Genomic DNA, 20,394 nt, shown 5'->3' with positions numbered 1-20,394 from the left:
ACCCAGCCCAAGCGGCCGACCCCACCCAGGCGAAGGGCCCTGCCCAAGCGACCGGCCGCGTCCGGACGAAGGACCCAACCCAACCGACCGGCCCCACGCAGACGAAGGGCCCAGCCGAAGCGACCGGCCCCACCAGAAACAACGGTCCGGCGCGAGGAAAGGGTTCTGCCCAGGCGGGGCGGCGGGCGCGGGCGAACGGCGCGGCGCAGGCGAACGGCACGGCCAGGGTCGTCTCCGGAGACGACCCGGAGCCGGCGCTTTCCGCGGCGCTGGACAAGCTGTGCGACCTGGCCCTGGTCTACGGGCCCGACGACGCGCTCGATCTGGGTCCCGGCGTGCGCAAGGTGCTCGAAGACGCGGCCGGGCTCGGTCCGCGGGCCGTGGACGCGTTCCGGCACCACGCGCCCGAGCAGCTGGAGGAGATGGCCGACGAGATCGCGCCGGGCACCGAGGGGCCGGGCAGGGAGCGGCTGGCGGCCGCGCTGGCCGCCCCCGCCGCGCTGGTCGAGCAGGTGTCGCCCGAGGCCAGGGGCGCGCTCGACCAGCTCGTCTGGGGGCCGCCGACCGGCCGCGTGCCGAACGCCAGGCGCGAGGTACGCGTGGCCTCGGCCCGCTCGCCCATAGAGGAGTTGCTCGCCCGCGGGCTGCTGGCCGCGACCGGCGAGGAGAGCGTGACGTTGCCCCGCGAGGTCGCGCTCTACCTGCGGGGCGGCCGGGTGCACCGCGACCTGATGGCCGTGCCGCCGGCGCTCGAAGGGGCCGCGCGCGATCGGGAGCTGGCCGACCGGACCGCGGCCGGGCAGGCGTTCGCGTTCGTCAGGTCGGTCGAGGAGTTGTGCGAGCGGTGGAGCGTCGAGCCGCCTGGCGTGCTGCGTACCGGCGGGCTGGGCGTGCGCGACCTGAAGCGTACGGCGAGTGAGCTGGACCTGCCCGAGTGGGTGGCGGCGCTGGTCGTCGAGGTGGCGCACGCGGCGGGGCTGATCGCGGCGGGCGGCGGCGTGGACGGCGAGTGGCTGCCGACCTCCGGCTACGACCTGTGGCGGGTCAGGGGGACCGCGGACCGGTGGGTCGCGCTGGCGGCCACGTGGCTGCAGATGGACCGCGTCCCCGGCCTGGTCGGCGAGCGGGACGAGCGCGACAGGCCGCTCAACGCCCTGCACACCGACCTGCGCCGCTCGTCCGCGCCGGCCGTCAGGCAGGCCGTGCTGGGCGTGCTGGCCGCGGCGCCGGGCCTGGCGCCGGCTCGCGACGCCGTGCTCGAACGGCTGGCGTGGGAGCAGCCGCGCCGCCGGGGGCCACTGCGTGAGCAGCTCACCGAGTTCGCGTTGCGCGAGGCCGAGCAGGTGGGCGTGACCGGGCTGGGCACGTTGTCCGAACACGGGCGCGCGCTGATCGAGGGCGGCGACCCGGCCCACGCGCTGGCGCCGCTGCTGCCCGAGCCCGTCGATCACGTACTACTCCAGGCCGACCTCACCGCGGTGGCGCCTGGGCCGCTCATGAGCGAGCTCAACCGATGGATGACGCTGACCGCCGACGTCGAGTCGAAGGGCGGGGCCACCGTCTACCGGTTCGGCGAGGCGTCGATCCGGCGCGCGCTCGACGCCGGGCACGGGGCCGAGGAGCTGCTGTCGATGCTGGCCCGCCATTCGGCCACGCCGGTGCCGCAGGCGCTGTCCTACCTGGTGTCCGACGTGGCCAGGCGGCACGGCAGGATCCGGGTGGGCACCGCGAGCGCGTACATCCGCTGCGACGATCCCGCGCTGCTCGACCAGATCACCGCTGACCGCCGCTCGGCCGCGCTCCGACTGCGGCGGCTGGCCCCCACCGTGATCGCCTCCCGCTCGTCGCGGGCGGCGCTGGTCGACTCGCTGCGCGCGATGGGGTACGCCCCCGTCGCCGAGTCGCTCGACGGCGACGTGATCATCTCCCAGCTCGACAGCCGCCGCACCGAGGGGCTGGCGCCGGCCCGCGCCGTGGTGTCGTCCAACGGCGTCGACTCGGAGGTGGCGGCGGCGGCCGTACGCGCGTTGCGGGCCGGCGACGCGGCCCACCTGTCGCGGCGCGAGCCCGTGGACGCGCCGGCCGGTCAGGTGCCGCGCGGGGCCGCGACGGCCACGATCTCGGCGTTGCAGGACGCGATCAAGCAGGGCGTACGCGTGTGGATCGGCTACCTCGACTCCCAGGGCAACGCCACCTCACGCATCCTGGAGCCGGCCAGGATGGAAGGCGGCTACCTGACCGCGTACGACGAGACGAGAGCAGCCGTCCACCGCTTCGCCCTCCACCGCATCACCGGCGTATCCGGCCTCTGACCTCCCGCCCGGGCCCGGTGGCGGCGGCCCGGACAGCACCTGTCCCGGGTGTGGTCAGTGGCACTCGCCGAGTGAGTCTTCCTGAGGTGGTCAGTGGCGCTCGCCAGGTGAGCCTTCCTGAGGTGGTCAGCGGCGCTCGCTGAGTGTGGCGGCCAGGGTGGTCACCAGGCGGGCCTGGGCGTCGTCGCGCTCACCGGCGTGCTTCGTGAGCAGCTCCAGTGCCCGGCCGGCCTGTTTCGCCGCCGGGCCGCCGTCTGAGGCGAGCCGCCACAGGATGCGTACGGCGTCCGCCGGATACCTGATCGACAACCCGCCACACAGCGCCACGGACGCACAAACCGCCGCCCCGGGATCCCCCGCCCAGGTCAGCGCGAGTTTGAGCGCCTCGGGGGCCAGGGTGTCGTCGGCGGACATGTACGACAGCGCATCGGCCGCCGCCAGCCGTTCCCGCCCCGAGCCGCGCGCCCAGACCTCCAGGAACTCCTGCCTGACATCCTTCAGCGAGTACGCCGCCAGCGCCGCCACCCCCGCCGCCGCCCGCATCCGGACGCCGGACCCCTGCCCGGCCAGCGAGCGAACCCACTCGCGCAACGGCTGCCACAGCCAGAACCCGTACCGCCCGGCCAGCTCGGCCAGCACCTCCTCCCGGTGACGCGGCACACGGAAGTCGACGACCCCCTCGGACGCGTTGATCAGCGGGCCGCGGGGCGGGCGGCCCACCGGCTCGTCGCTGAGCTCGTACAGTCTGGCGAGCTGGGCCGTGAAGTCCGCCTCCGCCAGCGGATGCAGGAACGCGAGCGCCGCCACCGCGAGCACCTCGCGCATCGGCGGCTTCGTGTCGAACCAGGACACCACCTCCTCCACCACCGGCTCCTCGCCCCTCGCGAGGCGCGTGGCCAGGCGCGCGACCTCGGCGGGCGGCGGCGGGGCGGCCAGCACGCGGTCCCTGGCGCGGTCGAGCCGCTCCCGCGGCAGGCCCGCCCGTCCGAACGTGCTCAGGCAGAAGTCGAACAACTCTCCAGGATCGGGCACGGCCCACGGCTGCTCCACCTCGACCGCCTGCGAGGGAGCGCCGTTCCTGGTGATGACCAGGTACGAGCCGAGCTCGGCCAGCTTGCGCGCCAGGTTCGCCAGCTCGGTCCTGTCGGTGCCGGCCGCGATCCAGTCATGCAGCAGGTACGCCCGCCCGGGCTCGTACTCGGTCCCGGTGAGCAGGTCGAGGACGGTGCCGGCGGGCGAGAGCACGGTGATCGTGCTCTCCGCCAGCGACATCCTGGACACCAGGGCGATGGCGCCCAGCCGTTTGCCCGTCCCCTCCTCGCCCACGAGGACGAGCAGGTGCCGCATGGACAGCCGGCGCACCGCCTCGGGGAAGCCGGGCGGCTCCAGGTAGGAGCGGAGCAGCGTGTCGGCCTCCCGCCGGTACAGGTCTCGGGTGACCGGCGCGGCGACGGCTCTTACGTGGTCGTTGATGGCCATGACGGTTATCTCGTCAAGGTCGAGCTCGCCCGGTTCAGGCGTGTCGGTCACGAAGTCACCCCGGGATTAACTCGAAGATTTTCTACAGGAAATGTTCTTGCCTAACGAGTTTCTTCTTTTCCCACGAAAGCATTGCGCAGCGTTACCATGCGACTCCGACCAGGCATTTCGTACGTGACTCCCGACCCGAACCGCTGACGCGGACATGTCGATCACGCCCTCCATGATCTGGTAGGCCGGTCGAAGCTAGATCTCCCACCATTGCACGATTTAGACCATCAAGAAAACACGAATGGCGATAGAGGAAGATTTGTCGCCATTTACAGATGATGAGAGCACCGCCCACAATGACCGGTCAAGGAGAACAAGGGTTGACGTCGCGTCCTGGCTCGCATCAGGTTGGGCATGTGACCGAGCAAACGCTGGGCCTGCTGGCCGAGGAGTCGTGGGACCGCTTCGACGACCACGACTCGGTGTTCTACGAAGAGGTCTGGCACCGCAGCCACACGCTCGCCGAGCGGGCGCGCCGGATGTGCGGCGGGTTCGTCGCGGCCGGGATCCGGCCGGGCGACCGGGTCGCGGTGATGATGGCGAACTCGCCCGAGGTGCCGCTGATCTACCAGGCGCTGTGGGCCGCGGGCGCGGTGGTGACGCCGGTGGTGTTCCTGGTCGGCGCCGAGGAGTTGCGGCACATCCTGACCGACAGCGGCGCGTCGGCGATCGTCACGTCGCCCGAGTTGGCGGACACCGTACGATCCGCCGAGGTAGATATCCCGATATATGTGGACACGGCCGAGTTGGAGCGGGCACCCGAGCACGGGCCGGTCCGCAGGGATCCCGGCGACCTGGCCGCGCTCATGTACACCGGCGGCACCACCGGCCGGGCCAAGGGCGTCATGCTCAGCCACCGCGGCCTCTGGCACGTGGCCAAGGACGCCTTCGACCTGTCCCACCAGGAAGGAATGAACCGCGCGCTGGTCCCGGTGCCGCTGTCGCACGCGTACGGGCTCATCATCTCCGTCGCCTCGATGCACGCGACGGAGCCGCAGCAGGCGGTGCTGATGCGCTGGTTCGAGCCGAAGACGTTCCTGAGCCTGGCCGCCGAGCAGCGCGTACGGTACGGCACCGTGGTGCCCGCCATGCTCCAGATGCTGCTCGCCGAGCCGCTCGAGTCGCACCCCCTGCCCGACCTGGCCTTCCTCACCTGCGGAGCGGCGCCACTCGGCCGCGACGTGCTGGCGGAGTTCGAGCGCAGGATGCCGGGCGTGCGGATCCTGGAAGGCTACGGGCTGACCGAGACCAGCGCCGTCACCACGTTCAACCCGCCGGGGCGGCGCAGGGTGGGCAGCGTCGGCCTGCCGCTGGCCGGATACGCGATCACCATCCGCGACGGCGCGGGCGAGCCGGTGGAGACCGGCGACGTCGGCGAGATCTGCGTCTCCGGCGACTCCCTGATGCTCGGCTACCGGGGCGAGCACGAGCCCGACCCGGAGGGCACCACACTGGTCGGCGGGCCGGCCAATGGGCTGGTCGACGGGCCGGCCGACGGGCTGGACGGCGACACCGGCAGCGGCGACAAGGAGCTGCGGACCGGCGACATCGGCTGCGTGGACGACGACGGCTACCTCTACGTCGTGGACAGGAAGAAGGACCTGATCATCCGCGGCGGCTTCAACGTGTTCCCGCGCAACGTCGAGGACGCGCTCAACCAGCACCCCGACGTGGTGATGTCGGGCGTCGTGGGCCGTCCAGATCCGCGGGTGGGCGAGGAGGTCGTGGCGTTCGTCCAGCTCCGACCGGACGCCACGGCGACGGCCGAGGAGCTGATCGAGTGGGCCCGCGACCGGGTCGGCAGGGTGAAGTATCCCCGCGAGGTGCGCTTCGTCGACTCGGTGCCGGTGACGAGCGTGCACAAGCTCGACCGCAAGGCGCTGCGGGCCAGACTCGGCTGAGCAGGCTCGGCTGAGCAGGTGCTGCGGGCCAAGCTGGGCTGAGCGGGCGGCAGCAGGCTGGGCTGAGGGGGCGGACGGCATCGATGGCGAGATCGGAGACCGGGTCAGACCCGTCTCAATTCCGTGATAAGTGTTGACGTGTCTGGAGGTGAACATGAGTCAGGAAGGTCCGTCGGACTACCCGTACCAGCCTTATGGCGCTCCCTACGGCCAGCAGCCGCCCCCACAGTACGGCTACGGATATCCGCCGCCTCCGCGCGACGAGGGGCCCACCGCCAACGCCATCGTCGCCCTCGTGCTCAACCTCTTCGCCCTCGTCTCGTGCTGCAACATCCTCGGCCTGCCCGGCGCCATCCTGGCCGGCCTGGCGCTCGGCCGCGCGAAGACGGAGCCCCAGACCGCCCGTAGGATGTTGGTATGGAGCTGGGTGCTGTTCGGGCTCGGCTTCGCACTCGCGATCGGGCTCTTCCTCTTCCTCGGCCTCACCGGCCGACTCGACGACTGATTACCTGTTCAGGGACTGTTCCTGCCGTCGTGTGTGTTGGATAAGGGTCAACCATAGGAAGGGATGTCCGTGAACGACGGCCCGCTCATCGTCCAGTCGGACAAGACACTGCTACTCGAGGTCGACCACGACCAGGCCGACGCCTGCCGCAAGGAGATCGCGCCGTTCGCCGAGCTCGAACGCGCCCCGGAGCACGTGCACACCTACCGGGTCACCCCGCTGGCGCTGTGGAACGCGCGCGCCGCCGGCCACGACGCCGAGCAGGTCATCGACGCGCTGATCAAGCACAGCCGCTACCCCGTGCCCCACGCGCTGCTCGTCGACATCGCCGAGACCATGGCCCGCTACGGCCGGCTGCGGCTGGAGAAGGACCCGGCCAAGGGCCTGGTGCTGACCTCAAGCGACCGCGCCGTGCTGGAAGAGGTGCTGCGGTCCAGGAAGATCCAGCCGATGCTGGGCGACCGGCTCGGCCCCGACTCCGTCCTCGTCCACCCGAGCGACCGGGGCAACGTCAAGCAGGCGCTGCTCAAGCTCGGCTGGCCCGCGGAAGACCTGGCCGGCTACGTCGACGGCGAGCACCACCCGATCAAGCTGCTGCAGGAGGACTGGTCGCTGCGGACCTACCAGCAGGAGGCCGCCGACGCCTTCTGGAACGGCGGCTCGGGTGTGGTCGTGCTGCCGTGCGGCGCCGGCAAGACCATCGTCGGCGCGGCCGCCATGGCGCACGCGCAGGCCACCACGCTGATCATGGTGACCAACACGGTCTCGGCCCACCAGTGGCGGACCGAGCTGCTCAAGCGCACCACGCTGACCGAGGACGAGATCGGCGAATACTCCGGCACGAAGAAGGAGATCCGCCCGGTCACCATCGCCACGTACCAGGTCATGACGACCCGCCGCAAAGGGGTCTACAGCCACCTGGAGCTGTTCGACGCGCGCGACTGGGGCCTGATCGTCTACGACGAGGTCCACCTGCTGCCCGCGCCCATCTTCCGGATGACCGCCGACCTGCAGGCCCGCCGGCGCGTGGGTCTGACCGCGACGCTGGTGCGCGAGGACGGGCGCGAGGGCGACGTCTTCTCACTGATCGGTCCCAAGCGTTACGACGCGCCCTGGAAGGAGATGGAGAACCAGGGCTGGATCGCACCCGCCGACTGCGTGGAGGTGCGGGTCACGCTGACGGACGAGGAACGGCTGGCGTACGCGATGGCGGAGACCGAGGAGCGCTACCGCTTCTGCGCCACCACGCCGTCCAAGACGCAGGTGACCGAGGCGCTGGTCCGGCGCCACCTGGGTGAGCAGGTCCTGGTCATCGGCCAGTACATCGACCAGCTCGACGAGCTCGGCGAGCACCTCAACGCGCCGATCATCAAGGGCGAGACCAGGATCAAGGAGCGCGAGCGGCTGTTCCAGGCGTTCCGCGACAAGGAGATCCAGGTGCTGGTGGTGTCGAAGGTGGCCAACTTCTCCATCGACCTGCCGGAGGCGGCCGTCGCGATCCAGGTGTCGGGGACGTTCGGCTCGCGCCAGGAGGAGGCCCAGCGGCTCGGCCGGGTGCTGCGGCCCAAGGCCGACGGCGGGGGCGCACGGTTCTACACGGTGGTCAGCAGGGACACGGTCGACCAGGAGTTCGCGGCGCACCGGCAGCGGTTCCTGGCCGAGCAGGGGTACGCGTACCAGATCATCGACGCCGACGACGTGCTCGGCGGGGTGTAATGCCCGGCCGCTCGCCCGAGCGGCCAGGCATCAACGTGGTGTCACGTCCACGAGACTCCGCGGGCCGTCGACAATCGAACCACCCCCCTCACCTGCGTACTATCACGCCGCCTGCGACATACCCCCATGATCCGGCAAACCCACCTGATATGCCCGAATTTTTCGGTATTTCCAGGTTGTGTGACCTGATGGCGATCTGTCGCTTCCGCGCCTGTGTGGTGACCGTACCTATCGCGCCAGCATGCCGCCGAGGAACAGCACACCCTCGGCGATGATCCAGAAGACCATGCCGACGCCGATGAGCCGGTTGAACGTGCGTGCGTCGTGCCTGGCCCGTGGAAGCAACCAGGCGGCCGCGGTGCAGCCGGCGGCGAGCGCGGCGAACCACCCCGACACGGTGGAGAACACGTCCAGGCGCCGGGAGCAGGCCAGCGCGAACTCGTCACCCGCGCAGAACGCCTCCAGGGCCCAGCCCGCGAACACCGACAATCCCCAGAGGGCCGCGAGCAGGAAGCTCGCGAACGTGGGGATGAACGGCGAGTAACCGAGCCGGAGCCGCGCCACCTCCTGTCCCTACCCGGCCGTGCGATCCGTCAATCGAGCGGCCGGCCACGTCGCAGGCCGGTAAATGCTTTGGAAGCCTGCCCGCGCGGCCACTAAACTGGTCGATTCGCTGCCTTGACCACCTCCGTTCACTCATCCAGGGAGGCGCTTCCGCATGCCCGCACACCAACTGGCCCCCGACATACCCTCCGGCATACCGTCCGACGTGCTCGCCGCCGAGCAGGCCCACCTGGCCGAGTCCAGGGCCGCGCTCAAGGCCATGCGCGCCCACGCCCAGTCACTGTCGTCGGACGCGGCCGGCGACTGGGTCTCCCAGCAGATCCTCCAGTCGCTGCTCGACCAGCGAGTGGCGGCGTTGGCCGACCATCCGGACACCCCGCTGTTCTTCGGCCGCCTCGACCGCGCGACCCCCGAGCGAAGGAGCGCGGGACCGGAGAGCGACGAGGAGCAGGCCGACCTGCCCACCACGATCTACGTCGGCCGCCGCCACGTGCACGACGGCCACAGCAGGCCCCTCGTCATCGACTGGCGCGCGCCGGTGTCCCGCGCGTTCTACCAGGCCAGCCCGGCGGAACCGATGGGCATCGTACGCCGGCGCCGCTTCGGCTACCACGGCGGCGCGCTGACCGCGTTCGAGGACGAACCGCTCGGCGAGGGCGTCGAGATCGGCCCCTCGAAGATCCTCACCGAGGAGATCGAACGCCCGCGCACCGGCCCGATGCGCGACATCGTCGCCACCATCCAGCCGGACCAGGACGAGATCGTACGAGCCGCCCTGGCCCAGACGGTGTGCGTACAGGGCGCTCCCGGCACCGGGAAGACGGCGGTCGGCCTGCACCGGGCCGCGTACCTGCTGTTCACCCACCGCGAGCGGCTGGCCAGGTCCGGCGTGATGATCGTGGGCCCCAACCGGGCCTTCCTGTCCTACATCTCCTCGGTGTTGCCCGCGCTCGGCGAGGTCAAGGTCGACCAGACCACGGTGGCCGGGCTGCTCGGTGACGCCGCCACGCCGGAGGACCCGCTCGTGGCCGCGGTGAAGGGCGACGCCAGGATGGCGGCGGTGCTCGAACGCGCGCTCTGGCTGCACATCGTCAAGCCCGAGGAGGGCCTGGTGTTCACCAAGGGCGCCTACGCCACCGGGTGGCCGACTACGAGGTGCGCGAGATCGTCGCCTCCCTGCGCGGCACCACCCGGTACTACCCGGGCAGGGCGGCCCTGGCGCAGCGGCTGGCGCACCTGGTGCTGGTCCGCATGGAGCAGCGTGGCGAGTCGCCAGACGATCGCGTACAGGACGCCGTGGCCAGGTCGAAGCCGGTGAAGCAGCTCGTGGACACGGTCTGGCCCAAGCTGGTGCCCGAACAGGTCCTGTACCGCCTGCTCGCGGACCCGGACTTCCTCGCTCGCGCCGCCGCCAAATCCGATTTGTCGCCTGATGAGCAAGAAATGATCCTTTGGCGGAAGCCGTACCGGGGGTGGAAGTCCGCCAAGTGGTCCGCCGCGGACGTCGCGCTCCTCGACGAGCTGCGCGACCTGATGGAGCGCACCCCTTCGCTGGGCCACCTGGTGGTGGACGAGGCCCAGGACCTCTCCGAGATGCAGCTGAGGGCGCTCGGGCGGCGTTGCCGCAACGGCTCGGCGACCGTGCTCGGCGATCTGGCCCAGGGCACGACCCCGTGGTCGGCCGGCTCGTGGGAGTCGGTCCTGACGCACCTCGGCCAGCGCGAGGGCGAGGTGACGGAGCTGACGCTGGGCTTCCGCGTGCCGCGAGAGGTCCTCGACTACGCGGCCCGCCTGCTGCCCTCGATCGCCCCTGGCCTGGCCGCCCCGCAGTCGCTGCGCCCCGGCCCAGGCTCCCTCACCGTACGCCGGGGCACCGCCATCGAGGAGGCCGCCCGCGAGGCCCTCGCCAGGGAGGGCTCGATCGGCGTCATAGCCCCGGACACCCTGGTCACGGCGATCTCCGAGTCGCTCTCCGAGCACCCCCACACCGTCCTCGGCCCGGACTCCACGGGCGAGGACCACCGCCTCCTGATCGTCCCCGCGACCCTCGCCAAGGGCCTGGAGTACGACCACGTCATCGTCGTCGAGCCCGCGGACATCGTGGCGGCCGAGCCCCGGGGCCTGGCCAGGCTGTACGTCGTCCTGACCCGCGCCGTGACCTCGCTCACGGTCCTGCACGACAAGGCGCTGCCCCCCGAGCTGGCCGCCTGAAGGGCGCCGGGCACGGCCGCTTCTAGGATGACTGAACAAGCAGCTTTCAACTAGGAGGATGCCGTGCCCGCACCCCTTCCACATGAACACCTGCCGTCGGTGCCCGCGCTCGTGGTCGAGAGCGACGACCTCCAGAACGGTGAGACGCTCAACGACCTCCACGTCTTCAACGACTGGGGCATGACGGGCCAGAACCAGTCGCCTCACCTGCGCTGGTCAGGCGCTCCCGCGGAGACCCAGGGCTACGCCGTCACCTGCTACGACCCCGACGCCCCCACGGGCAGCGGGTTCTGGCACTGGGTGCTGTTCGACCTCCCGGCCTCCGTGACCGAGCTGCCCACGGGCGCGGGCACGGCTCCGGAGTTCAAGGGCCTGCCCGCGGGCGCCGTCCACGCCCGCAACGACTACGGCACGAAGGAATACGGCGGCGCCGCCCCGCCGCCCGGCGACCCGCACCGCTACGTCTTCACCGTGCACGCCCTGGGCGTCGCCGAACTGGGTGTCGACAGCGACGCCAGCCCGGCGGTGGTCGGCTTCAACATCACCGCCAACACCCTGGCCCGCGGCCACCTCATCGCCTACTACGGCGTCTGACCCGACCGGCGCACAGAACCCGCGCACAGAACCCGCACAGAAGAGGCGCACGGAACCCGCGCGCGGAAGAGGCGTACAGAACCGGCGCACAGAAAAGGCGGCCCGGAAATTCCGGGCCGCCCTTCTTGTCAACGGCGAAGAAGACCTAGAAGTCCATGTCGCCGCCGCCCGGCATACCAGCCGGGGCAGCGGGGGTCTTCTCGGGCTTCTCCGCGATGACCGCCTCGGTGGTGAGGAAGAGCGCCGCGATGGAGGCGGCGTTCTGCAGCGCCGAGCGCGTCACCTTGGCCGGGTCGAGAATGCCGACCTCGAACATGTTGACGTACTCGCCGGTGGCGGCGTTGAGGCCCTCACCGGGGGTGAGGTTGCGCACGCGCTCCACCACGACGCCGCCCTCGAGGCCGGCGTTGACGGCGATCTGCTTGAGCGGCTCCTCCAGCGCCTTCTTGACGATCGCGGCACCGGTGGCCTCGTCGCCGTTGAGCTCGAGCTTGTCGAACGCCTTGGCGCCGGCCTGCAGCAGCGCCACGCCACCGCCGGGGACGATGCCCTCCTCGACGGCCGCCTTCGCGTTGCGAACGGCGTCCTCGATGCGGTGCTTGCGCTCCTTGAGCTCGACCTCGGTCGCCGCGCCGGCCTTGATGACGGCCACGCCGCCGGCCAGCTTGGCGAGCCGCTCCTGGAGCTTCTCACGGTCGTAGTCGGAGTCGGTGCGCTCGATCTCGGCGCGGATCTCGTTGACCCGGCCGGAGATCTGCTCGGCGTCACCGGCGCCGTCGACGATGGTGGTCTCGTCCTTCGTCACCACGACCTTGCGGGCGCGGCCGAGCAGGTCGAGGGTGGCGGTCTCGAGCTTGAGGCCGACCTCCTCGGCGATGACCTGGCCACCGGCAAGGATCGCGATGTCGTTGAGCATCGCCTTGCGCCGGTCGCCGAAGCCCGGGGCCTTGACGGCCACGGAGCGGAACAGGCCGCGGATCTTGTTGACGACCAGGGTGGCCAGGGCCTCGCCCTCGACGTCCTCAGCGATGATCAGCAGCGGCTTGCCGGACTGCACGACCTTGTCGAGCAGCGGCAGCAGGTCCTTGTTGGCGGAGACCTTGCTGTTGACGATCAGGATGTACGGGTCCTCGAGCACGGCCTCCATGCGGTCCGAGTCGGTGACGAAGTACATCGACGTCATGCCCTTGTCGAAGCGCATGCCCTCGGTGAGCTCGAGCTCGAGGCCGAAGGTGTTGCTCTCCTCGACGGTGATGACGCCTTCCTTGCCGACCTTGTCCATCGCCTCGGCGATGAGCGCGCCGATCTCGGGGTCGGCGGCGGAGATGGAGGCCGTCGAAGCGATCTGCTCCTTGGTCTCCACGTCCTTGGCCAGCTTGGAGAGCTCCTCGCTGACGCGCTCGACGGCAGCCTCGATGCCCTTCTTCAAGGCCATCGGGTTGGCGCCGGCTGCCACGTTGCGCAGGCCCTCGCGCACCAGCGCCTGGGCGAGCACGGTGGCGGTGGTGGTGCCGTCACCCGCGACGTCGTCGGTCTTCTTGGCGACTTCCTTGACCAGCTCGGCGCCGATCTTCTCCCAGGGGTCCTCGAGCTCGATCTCCTTGGCGATGGAAACACCGTCGTTGGTGATCGTGGGAGCGCCCCACTTCTTCTCCAGCACGACGTTGCGCCCCTTGGGACCCAAGGTCACCTTGACGGCGTCGGCGAGCTGGTTCATACCGCGCTCGAGACCGCGCCGGGCGTCCTCGTCAAACGCGATCATCTTGGCTGCCATAAGGCTAGACCTCCCAGATGCAGGGTGGCTTGTCGTGGACCGAGCCGACGCCCGCGACGGCATGGGTCCGCATCTCCGTTCGGCAGACCCCATCGTCTCGATCCGATGTTGGCACTCTACTGCATAGAGTGCCAACGAACTGTTTAGCACTCTACCCCGGCGAGTGCAAGCGAGCACCCGCCGCCCCGCCTTCCAGCCCAGGTCAGTGAGTCCGCCAGTGGATCCGCCGGTCCGTACGGCGAGCCGCCCCGTGCGACTCGCCGCATCCGTCGGCGAATGATGGTGACGGTTCGCACGGACTGCGCTGCCGTGCGAACCCGCCGGTGCATACCAGTGACGTGATCAGACCGAGCGGACGGACTCCGCCTGCGGCCCCTTCTGGCCCTGCGTGATCTCGAACTCGACGCGTTGACCCTGTTCGAGAGATCGATACCCGTCCATCATGATCGCTGAGTAATGGACGAATACATCCTTACCACCGTCTACCGCGATGAAGCCGTAGCCCTTGTCCGCGTTGAACCACTTGACGGTGCCCTGCGCCACTTCCGACTCCTCTTACTGGGCTAACAGATCCCGCCCATTCCTCCGCGAGACCCGCAATCGCATGACTTAACGGAAAAACAGTCAGACGATCGCCCTCGACCATACCTGTGGCACGGGGTTTGGCAACAGAGTCAATCCGCAAATCAGGCATTTCATCGGACCGAACGTCGTTCAAGGTGGAATTGGCCGGAAAAGCAGAAGGCGCCCACTAGGGGCGCCTTCAAGACCGTGTGGTCCCGTCGTACTCAGCAGCCGCCGGCGACCGCCGGGATGATAGAGATCTGAGTGCCTTCAGGGGCGGGAGTGTCCAGCCCATTGGCGAAACGGACGTCCTCTTCCCCAACATAAACGTTGACGAAACGTCGAATCTTGCCCGATTCATCCAGAATTCTCGCGCCGATCCCCGGGTAGTCGGAGTCGAGCTTGGCAAGCACGTCACGAAGAGTCGCGCCCTCGCCACTGACTTCCGCGTTACCGCCGGTGTATGTGCGAAGGATGGTGGGAATCCGCACAGAAACGCTCATGATTTAACTCGCCTTTCCTGGTAGTCAGACAGTCGCGCGGAACGCGTCGAGAGAGGGCCGGATCACGGCCGTGGGCGCGGCTCCGTCGGCGATCGCGTCGAGCGTCTTGAGCCCGTCACCGGTGTTCAGTACCACGGTCTCGGCCTCGGGGTCGAGTTGACCCGTCTCGACGAGCTTCTTGAGCACGCCCACGGTCACCCCGCCCGCGGTCTCGGCGAAGACGCCCTCCGTCGAGGCCAGCAGCCTGATCGCGGCCACGATCTCGGGGTCGGTGACGTCCTCGACGCCCCCGCCGGTGCGCCGCGCGATGTCCAGCACGTACGGCCCGTCGGCCGGGTTTCCGATGGCCAGCGACTTGGCGATGGTGTCGGGCTTGACCGGCTGCACGACGTCATGCCCGGCCTTGTACGCCGTCGACACCGGCGAGCACCCGGCCGCCTGCGCCCCGAAGATCTTGTAAGGCGTGTCCTCGACCAGCCCCAGCTCCACCAGCTCCTTGAAGCCCTTGTCGATCTTCGTGAGCTGGGAACCGGAGGCGATCGGAATGATGATCTGCTCGGGCAGACGCCACCCGAGCTGCTCGGCGATCTCGTACGCGAGCGTCTTGGAGCCCTCGGCGTAGTAAGGACGCAGGTTGATGTTGGTGAAGCCCCACTTGTCACCCAGCGGGTCGCCGATCAGCTCGGAACAGAACCTGTTGACGTCGTCGTAGGTGCCCTCGATGCCGATCAGCTTCCCGCCGAACACCCGGGCCATGGCGATCTTGGCCTGTTCGAGGTTGGCCGGGATGAACACGCAGGCGTCGAGCCCGGCCCGCGCCGCGGCGGCCGTGACCGCGCCCGCGAGGTTGCCGGTGGAGGAGCAGGAAAGCGTGTGGAAACCGAAGTTGCGCGCGGCCTCGACGGCCATGGCCACCACCCGGTCCTTGAAGGAGTGGGTGGGATTGCCCGAGTCGTCCTTCACATGGAGGGACCTCATGCCGAGCGCTCGCCCGAGGTTGCCCGCCTTGACCAGCTTGGTCCAGCCGGGGTTCATGTTGGGCTTGGTGATGACGTCGGCCGGCACGGGCAGCAGTGACCGGTAGCGCCAGATGTTGGCGGGACCCGACTCGATGTCCGAGCGGGTCACCTTGCCGAAGGAGTAGGCCGCTTCGAGCGGCCCGAAACACTCCTGGCAGGCGAAGCTGGGACCCAGGGGGTAACGCGTGCCGCATTCGCGGCAGGAGAGAGCGACGGCAGGACCAAAGTCAAGCGGCATGAAGCGAGGCCTTCCCTCATCTTCGCCCGCGGCCACCTTGACCGCGAACCGGAATTGGCACCTTGTCCCGGTCGGCCTCGCCAGGTCGCGAGTCTCAAGCCGGGAGGGTTGCCGGGGCTTCGCAGGGCCGGTCCCTCCACCCCTCTGGATGAGCAATATTCAGTTGTTGAAAGGGACTCTACCCGCCCAAGAGGACGAAATGACTACCCGTCTCAAGAAGTGAGACGGGGGGTCTCAGCGATAGTCCTCACCCAGCACCCCCTGGACGTATTTGCGTGCCTGGTGGATGCGCGACTTGGCGGTCCCGAGCGGGATGCCGAGCTGCTCGGCCACCTCGTTGTAGTCGAGTTGCACGATATCGCGCAACACCAGCGCCTGCGCCAGGTCGGGCTTGTCGGCCTCCAGCGCCTCCATGGCGTCGAGCAGGTCGAGCCGCGAGCCCGCGATCACGCTCACCCGCCCCACGTCGGGCCGCTGCACGGGCAACTCGTCCGAGCTCTGCTCGGCCGCCCTGCGCTTGAGCGACCGGTACGTCGTCCGCGCGCAGTTGGCCGTCACGATGTGCAGCCAGGTGCTGAACTTCGCCCGCCCCTCGAACCGCCCGATGTTGCGCGCCACGGCCAGCAACGTGTCCTGCGACGCCTCCTCCGCGTCCTGGTGGTAGGGCAGGATGCGGGCGCAATGACGCATCACATCGGGCTCGATCCGTGCCAGGAGTTCGCCAAGTGCGCGATGATCTCCTCGGGCGGCGGAGCGGGCGAGTTCCTCGGTTAGCTCATCAAGCGCCATAGCTGGGATCCTATGATCGAAGGGAGCCTGGATGAACAGCGTTCTGGTGGCCTCCAACAGAGGGCCGGTGTCCTTCACCGTCTCCGACGACGGCGAGTTGACCATGCGGCGCGGCGGTGGCGGACTGGTGTCCGGGCTGTCCGGAGTGGCCAAGGACGAGGGCGTCCTGTGGGTCTGCGCCGCGCTGTCCAACGATGACAGAAGCGCCGTGCGGGTGGCACCCGGCGGCCGGATCGACCAGGCCGGCTACGACACGGGCGCGCTGCGGATGCTGGACATCCCGCAGGCCACGTTCCACCGCGCCTACAACGCCGTGGCCAACTCCACCCTGTGGTTCGTCAACCACCTGCTCTACGACATACCCAACGAGCCGTACTTCGGCACGAGGTTCGAGCGCGAGTGGGAGTCCTACCGCGACTACAACGGCGCGTTCGCGCTGGCCCTGGCGGAGGAGGCCGGGCACGGCGCCCGCGTGATGGTGCAGGACTACCACCTCACGCTGACCCCGGCGATGCTCCGCGCCGAGCGGCCCGACCTGCGCATCGCCCACTTCAGCCACACGCCGTGGGCACCGCCGGAATACTTCTCGCTGCTGCCCGACGAGGTAGCCGGCGAGGTGCTCGAAGGCATCCTGGGCGCCGACCACGCAGGGTTCCTCACCGGCCGCTGGGCGGAGTCGTTCATGGACTGCTGTGAGGCGCTGCTGGGCGCCGAGGTCGACCGGGTCGGCCGCAGCGTCACCCACGAGGGCCGGACCACCCGCATCGGCGTGCACAGCCTGGGCGTGGACGGTGACGCGCTGTGGGAGCGAGCCTGCGAGCCCGACGTCGAGTCGCACATGGCCGCGATCAGGGACCAGGTCGGCGAGCGCAGGCTGATCGTCCGCATCGACCGCACCGAGCTGTCGAAGAACATCGTGCGCGGCCTGGTCGCCTACCGCGAGTTCCTCGCCGCGCACCCCGAGTGGCACGGGCGGGTGGTGCACCTGGCCTTCGCCTACCCGAGCCGGCACGACCTGCCCCAATACCGCGAGTACACCGCGTCGGTGCAGCGCTGCGCCCAGGAGATCGAGGACGAATACGCCACCGAGGACTGGGACCCGCTCATACTCAACGTCAACGACGACTACCCGCGTTCGCTGGCCGCGTACCGGATGGCCGACGTGCTGCTGGTCAACCCGATCCGCGACGGCATGAACCTGGTCGCCAAGGAGGGCCCGGTGCTCTCGCCGCGCTGCGCGCTGGTGCTCTCGCGGGAGGCGGGGGCGGCGGCGGAGCTCGGCCCGCACGCGCTCGTGGTCAACCCCTACGACGTCAGCGGCACGGCCGCCGCGCTGCACGAGGCGCTCGTCATGCCCGAGGACGAGCGCAGGGCGCGGCGCGACAGGCTGTACGCCGCCGCCACGGCGCTGCCGCCGCAGAAGTGGCTCGCGGCTCAACTCGACGCCCTCGCCTGACGCCAGTCGGCGTTCTCGAGCGCGTCGGCGAGACCCGGGGTGTTCCACTGGTCGACGACCAGGATCCTCGTCGTCGGGAGATACCACTCGCGCTGCGTGTAGCGGGACTTGACCTCGCCGCTCGAGTAGGAGACGCAGGTGGCCTTCCACTCGCGGTAGGCCGCCTTGTGACCGGGGCCGACCTGGCGCAGGCCGGTCACCCTGGCGGTGCCGAGCCGCTGGCCCCACTTGGCGTTGGTCGGGCACCGCTGCACGTCGGTGGCCGGGTAGAACGGCCGCTTCCCTGTGTACGGCCGGAAGAGCTCGTTGCCCTCCTTGATGGCCTTGGGCCCGAGCACCCAGAAGCTGTCGCATCCGGGAGTGCCGAAGCCGCCGCCGGGCGCGGCGCACTTGCCGGTGACCACGCGGATCCAGTCGGGGCTGACGCGGTGGACCTGCCACTTGATCGGGAGGTAGAGCGTCAAACCGCCCCTGAGCTTCAACGGCTGAGCGGGCGCGGCGTTCACGGGCAGTGGCGCGGCGAGGAGGGTGGCCGCGGCGACGACCGCGACGGCGAGGTAGTGCTTGGCCATGCGCACGACCCTAGGCCGCACCACTTGCAGATCGGTCACGAACCGCTGAACGCCGATGCCCGCTCGCGGATGTCACAGACGGCTGAACGCCGATGCCCGCTCGCGGATGTCACGGACGGCTGAACGCCGATGCCAGCTCCCGGAGCAGCGCCACCACTCCCTCGGGGCCGTCCACCACGATGTCGGCCCGCTCGGTGAGCGCGGTGACCTCGGCCGAGCCGCTGCACACGGTCACGCCGGGCAGCCCGGAGGCGCGTACGGCGTCGAACGCGGCCAGGTCGCCGAGATCGTCGCCCGCGAACATGACGGACCTGGCGGCCCGCTCGGCCAGGAACAGGCTGAGCGCGTGTCCCTTGTCCATGCCAGGCGGCCGCAGCTCCAGCACCATGCGGCCGGGCTCGACGACCAGGCCGTGCTTCTCGGCCAGCTTGGCCAGCGGCTCGCGCAGCATGGCCAGCGCCGCGCCCGGATCGGGGCTGCGCCGCGTGTGGACCGCGACGGCCCGGCCCTTGTCCTCGATCGAGACGTCCTGCAGGCCGAGCGAGTCGAGCAGCAGCGGCAGCTCGGCCTCGGCCCGCGGAACGCCGGGCGGAGGCGGCGGCCCCGAGATCCGGCCGCCCTCCCAGCGATCGAAGCCATAGTGCCCGAGCACCACCAGTCCGGGTACGTCGGCCAGGCCGGGCCCGAGCTCCAGCGCGGTGGCCGGGGGCCTGCCGGTCACGATGGCCACCGCGAGGACGTGGGCGCCGAGGTCGGCGAGAACCTCGGGCGCCTCCGGGTGGATCACGGCCGCGGCGGGATCGGGCACGATCGGCGACAGGGTCCCGTCGAAGTCGAGCCCGATCACGGCGCCGGCCGGATCGCTCAAGATCGCTTCCATTCCAGGGATGTTCCTCACGCGGCTGCCGTACCCAGCCGGTCAGGGACGCATGCCAAGCCTTCTCGCCGCACGGTCACGCTGACGGGTGGAGCGTAACCTGCGCAACCGCTTGACCAGCATGGGATCCTGCTCCAGCGCCTCCGGCCGGTCGATCAACTCACCGAGCAACTGGTAATAGCGCGTGGTGGAGAACCCGAAGGTCTCCTTGATGGCCTGCTCCTTCGCGCCCGCGTGGCGCCACCATTGGCGTTCGAAGGCGAGGAGCCCGAGTTCGCGTTCAGAGAGTGGTTGGCGGGACGTTTCCTGGGCGGCGTTGTCACCGCTCAGCGGTGGTCCCATGGTGTCCTCCTCGAAAGGGGTGGCGCGACGACCACGTCGCACCACGCGGCCCGTGGCCAATCGTAATGTGCCGAGTGCGGCTGTTCACGGCGGATTGCGAGACGTACAGTCGCCAAATGTGACCTCAGTCATCACGCTCCTCACCGACTATGGACTCGAAGACGGCTACGTGGCGGCGTGTCATGGTGTGATCGCCGGGATCGCCCCCGAGGCCCGGGTGATCGACGTGTGCCACCTGATCCCGCCGGGTGACGTACGACGAGGCGCGGCGGTTCTCGCCCAGACCATCCCGTACCTCCCGCCGGGCATCCACATCGGCGCGGTCGATCCTGGCGCGGGCGGCGCCAGGCGGGCGGTGGCCGTCGAGGCGGGCGGCCGGCTGTTCGTCGGCCCGGACAACGGGCTGCTGTCGTGGGCCGTGCACGCCAGCGGCGGCGCGCTGGCCGCGTACGAGATCAGCAACGAGGCCCACTTCCTGCGGCCGGTCTCGCCGACCTTCCACGGGCGGGACGTGTTCGCGCCGGTCGCGGGGCGGCTGTACGGCGGGCTGAGTCCCGCGGACGTGGGCCCCGAGGTGCCGGTGGACCGGCTGGTCACGCTGCCGGAGCCGACGTCGCTGCTGCGCGACGGCTGCGTGGAGGGCGAGGTCGTCTCGGTCGACCGCTACGGCAACACCCAGCTCTCGATCGCGGCCGGTGACCTGCAGGCGCTCGGGGTCCGGGTGGGCGACACGCTCGGGGTGTGGCTGGGGCGGCGGCAGATGTCGCTGCCGTACCGGGAGACGTTCGCGGCGGTGCCGCCAGGTGAGCTGGTGGCGTTCGCGGACTCGGCCGGGCTGGTCGCGATCGCGGTGAACTCCGGTGACGCAGCGCAGCGGTTGGGGCTCCCACCTGGCGCACATGTCCGGCTTTCTCCCACCCCATAGGA

Annotated in this window: 17 protein-coding genes, 1 pseudogene and 1 riboswitch; of the genes and pseudogenes, 8 read left to right on the top strand and 10 right to left on the bottom strand. The window is 70.0% G+C overall.

What is annotated here, in order from left to right:
- Window positions 1-2,312, top strand: a 2,312-nt coding sequence (locus ITP53_RS25425) for a helicase C-terminal domain-containing protein (RefSeq protein ID WP_236051170.1), incomplete at its 5' end; no start/stop codon positions are given.
- 126 nt (window positions 2,313-2,438) lie between these two features.
- Here ITP53_RS25425 and ITP53_RS25420 read toward each other — a convergent pair.
- Entirely contained in the window at window positions 2,439-3,842 is a 1,404-nt protein-coding gene (locus ITP53_RS25420) for a hypothetical protein (RefSeq protein ID WP_195897956.1), read from the bottom strand.
- A 356-nt stretch (window positions 3,843-4,198) separates the two neighbouring features.
- Between ITP53_RS25420 and ITP53_RS25415 the strand changes: the two genes are divergently transcribed.
- The 3 genes from ITP53_RS25415 to ITP53_RS25405 all read left to right on the top strand — a co-directional run bounded on the left by ITP53_RS25415 (window position 4,199) and on the right by ITP53_RS25405 (window position 7,964).
- Entirely contained in the window at window positions 4,199-5,743 is a 1,545-nt protein-coding gene (locus ITP53_RS25415; protein WP_328815703.1) for a class I adenylate-forming enzyme family protein, read from the top strand.
- Window positions 5,744-5,897: 154 nt separating this feature from the next.
- Window positions 5,898-6,248, top strand: a complete 351-nt coding sequence (locus ITP53_RS25410; RefSeq protein ID WP_195897954.1) for a DUF4190 domain-containing protein — start codon at window positions 5,898-5,900, stop codon at window positions 6,246-6,248.
- A gap of 63 nt (window positions 6,249-6,311) precedes the next feature.
- A complete protein-coding gene (locus tag ITP53_RS25405) occupies window positions 6,312-7,964 on the top strand; it encodes a DNA repair helicase XPB (RefSeq protein ID WP_195897953.1) in 1,653 nt (550 codons plus the stop codon).
- A 228-nt stretch (window positions 7,965-8,192) separates the two neighbouring features.
- Here the strand turns inward: ITP53_RS25405 and ITP53_RS25400 are convergent, their stop codons facing one another.
- Window positions 8,193-8,528, bottom strand: coding sequence for a hypothetical protein (locus ITP53_RS25400; protein WP_195897952.1), 336 nt, complete (start codon window positions 8,526-8,528; stop codon window positions 8,193-8,195).
- Between the two features lie 154 nt (window positions 8,529-8,682).
- Between ITP53_RS25400 and ITP53_RS25395 the strand changes: the two are divergent.
- Together ITP53_RS25395 and ITP53_RS25390 are read left to right on the top strand one after the other, a co-directional pair.
- Window positions 8,683-10,739 (top strand): annotated as a pseudogene (locus ITP53_RS25395) (HelD family protein).
- 63 nt (window positions 10,740-10,802) lie between these two features.
- A complete protein-coding gene (locus ITP53_RS25390) occupies window positions 10,803-11,333 on the top strand; it encodes a YbhB/YbcL family Raf kinase inhibitor-like protein (RefSeq protein ID WP_195897951.1) in 531 nt (176 codons plus the stop codon).
- A gap of 145 nt (window positions 11,334-11,478) precedes the next feature.
- Here ITP53_RS25390 and groL read toward each other — a convergent pair whose 3' ends face one another.
- From groL to ITP53_RS25365, 5 genes are all read right to left on the bottom strand, one after another.
- A complete protein-coding gene (gene groL, locus ITP53_RS25385; protein WP_195897950.1) occupies window positions 11,479-13,107 on the bottom strand; it encodes a chaperonin GroEL in 1,629 nt (542 codons plus the stop codon).
- 342 nt (window positions 13,108-13,449) lie between these two features.
- On the bottom strand, window positions 13,450-13,650 hold the full coding sequence (locus ITP53_RS25380) for a cold-shock protein (RefSeq protein WP_049559825.1): 201 nt from the start codon (window positions 13,648-13,650) through the stop codon (window positions 13,450-13,452).
- Between the two features lie 245 nt (window positions 13,651-13,895).
- The gene (locus tag ITP53_RS25375; RefSeq protein ID WP_195897949.1) at window positions 13,896-14,174 is read right to left on the bottom strand and encodes a MoaD/ThiS family protein; all 279 of its coding nucleotides are present in this window, start codon (window positions 14,172-14,174) and stop codon (window positions 13,896-13,898) included.
- A gap of 24 nt (window positions 14,175-14,198) precedes the next feature.
- The gene (gene thrC, locus ITP53_RS25370; RefSeq protein ID WP_195897948.1) at window positions 14,199-15,431 is read right to left on the bottom strand and encodes a threonine synthase; all 1,233 of its coding nucleotides are present in this window, start codon (window positions 15,429-15,431) and stop codon (window positions 14,199-14,201) included.
- A 13-nt stretch (window positions 15,432-15,444) separates the two neighbouring features.
- Window positions 15,445-15,586: riboswitch (SAM riboswitch) on the bottom strand.
- A gap of 79 nt (window positions 15,587-15,665) precedes the next feature.
- Window positions 15,666-16,220 carry an RNA polymerase sigma factor gene (locus ITP53_RS25365; RefSeq protein WP_195897947.1) on the bottom strand — a complete coding sequence of 185 codons (555 nt, stop codon included), beginning with the start codon at window positions 16,218-16,220 and terminating at the stop codon, window positions 15,666-15,668.
- Between the two features lie 31 nt (window positions 16,221-16,251).
- On the opposite strand from ITP53_RS25365, the gene ITP53_RS25360 reads away from it, so the two are divergent.
- On the top strand, window positions 16,252-17,676 hold the full coding sequence (locus ITP53_RS25360) for an alpha,alpha-trehalose-phosphate synthase (UDP-forming) (RefSeq protein WP_195897946.1): 1,425 nt from the start codon (window positions 16,252-16,254) through the stop codon (window positions 17,674-17,676).
- Here ITP53_RS25360 and ITP53_RS25355 read toward each other — a convergent pair.
- The 3 genes from ITP53_RS25355 to ITP53_RS25345 form a co-directional block, all read right to left on the bottom strand.
- Window positions 17,655-18,248, bottom strand: a complete 594-nt coding sequence (locus ITP53_RS25355) for a hypothetical protein (protein ID WP_195897945.1) — start codon at window positions 18,246-18,248, stop codon at window positions 17,655-17,657. The genes ITP53_RS25360 and ITP53_RS25355 overlap by 22 nt on opposite strands.
- Window positions 18,249-18,357: 109 nt before the next feature.
- A complete protein-coding gene (gene otsB, locus ITP53_RS25350) occupies window positions 18,358-19,128 on the bottom strand; it encodes a trehalose-phosphatase (RefSeq protein ID WP_195897944.1) in 771 nt (256 codons plus the stop codon).
- Window positions 19,129-19,167: 39 nt separating this feature from the next.
- On the bottom strand, window positions 19,168-19,467 hold the full coding sequence (locus tag ITP53_RS25345) for a DUF3263 domain-containing protein (RefSeq protein ID WP_195897943.1): 300 nt from the start codon (window positions 19,465-19,467) through the stop codon (window positions 19,168-19,170).
- A 118-nt stretch (window positions 19,468-19,585) separates the two neighbouring features.
- Between ITP53_RS25345 and ITP53_RS25340 the strand changes: the two genes are divergently transcribed.
- Window positions 19,586-20,392: an SAM hydrolase/SAM-dependent halogenase family protein gene (locus tag ITP53_RS25340; protein ID WP_328815694.1), complete on the top strand. Its 807-nt coding sequence runs from the start codon at window positions 19,586-19,588 to the stop codon at window positions 20,390-20,392.
- The last annotated feature ends 2 nt before the right edge of the window (window positions 20,393-20,394 follow it).

Source organism: Nonomuraea cypriaca, from assembly GCF_015645445.1.
Lineage (GTDB): Bacteria > Actinomycetota > Actinomycetes > Streptosporangiales > Streptosporangiaceae > Nonomuraea > Nonomuraea cypriaca.
The sequence above is the reverse complement of the archived record's forward strand: the minus strand, read 5'-3'. Positions and strand labels throughout refer to the sequence as shown.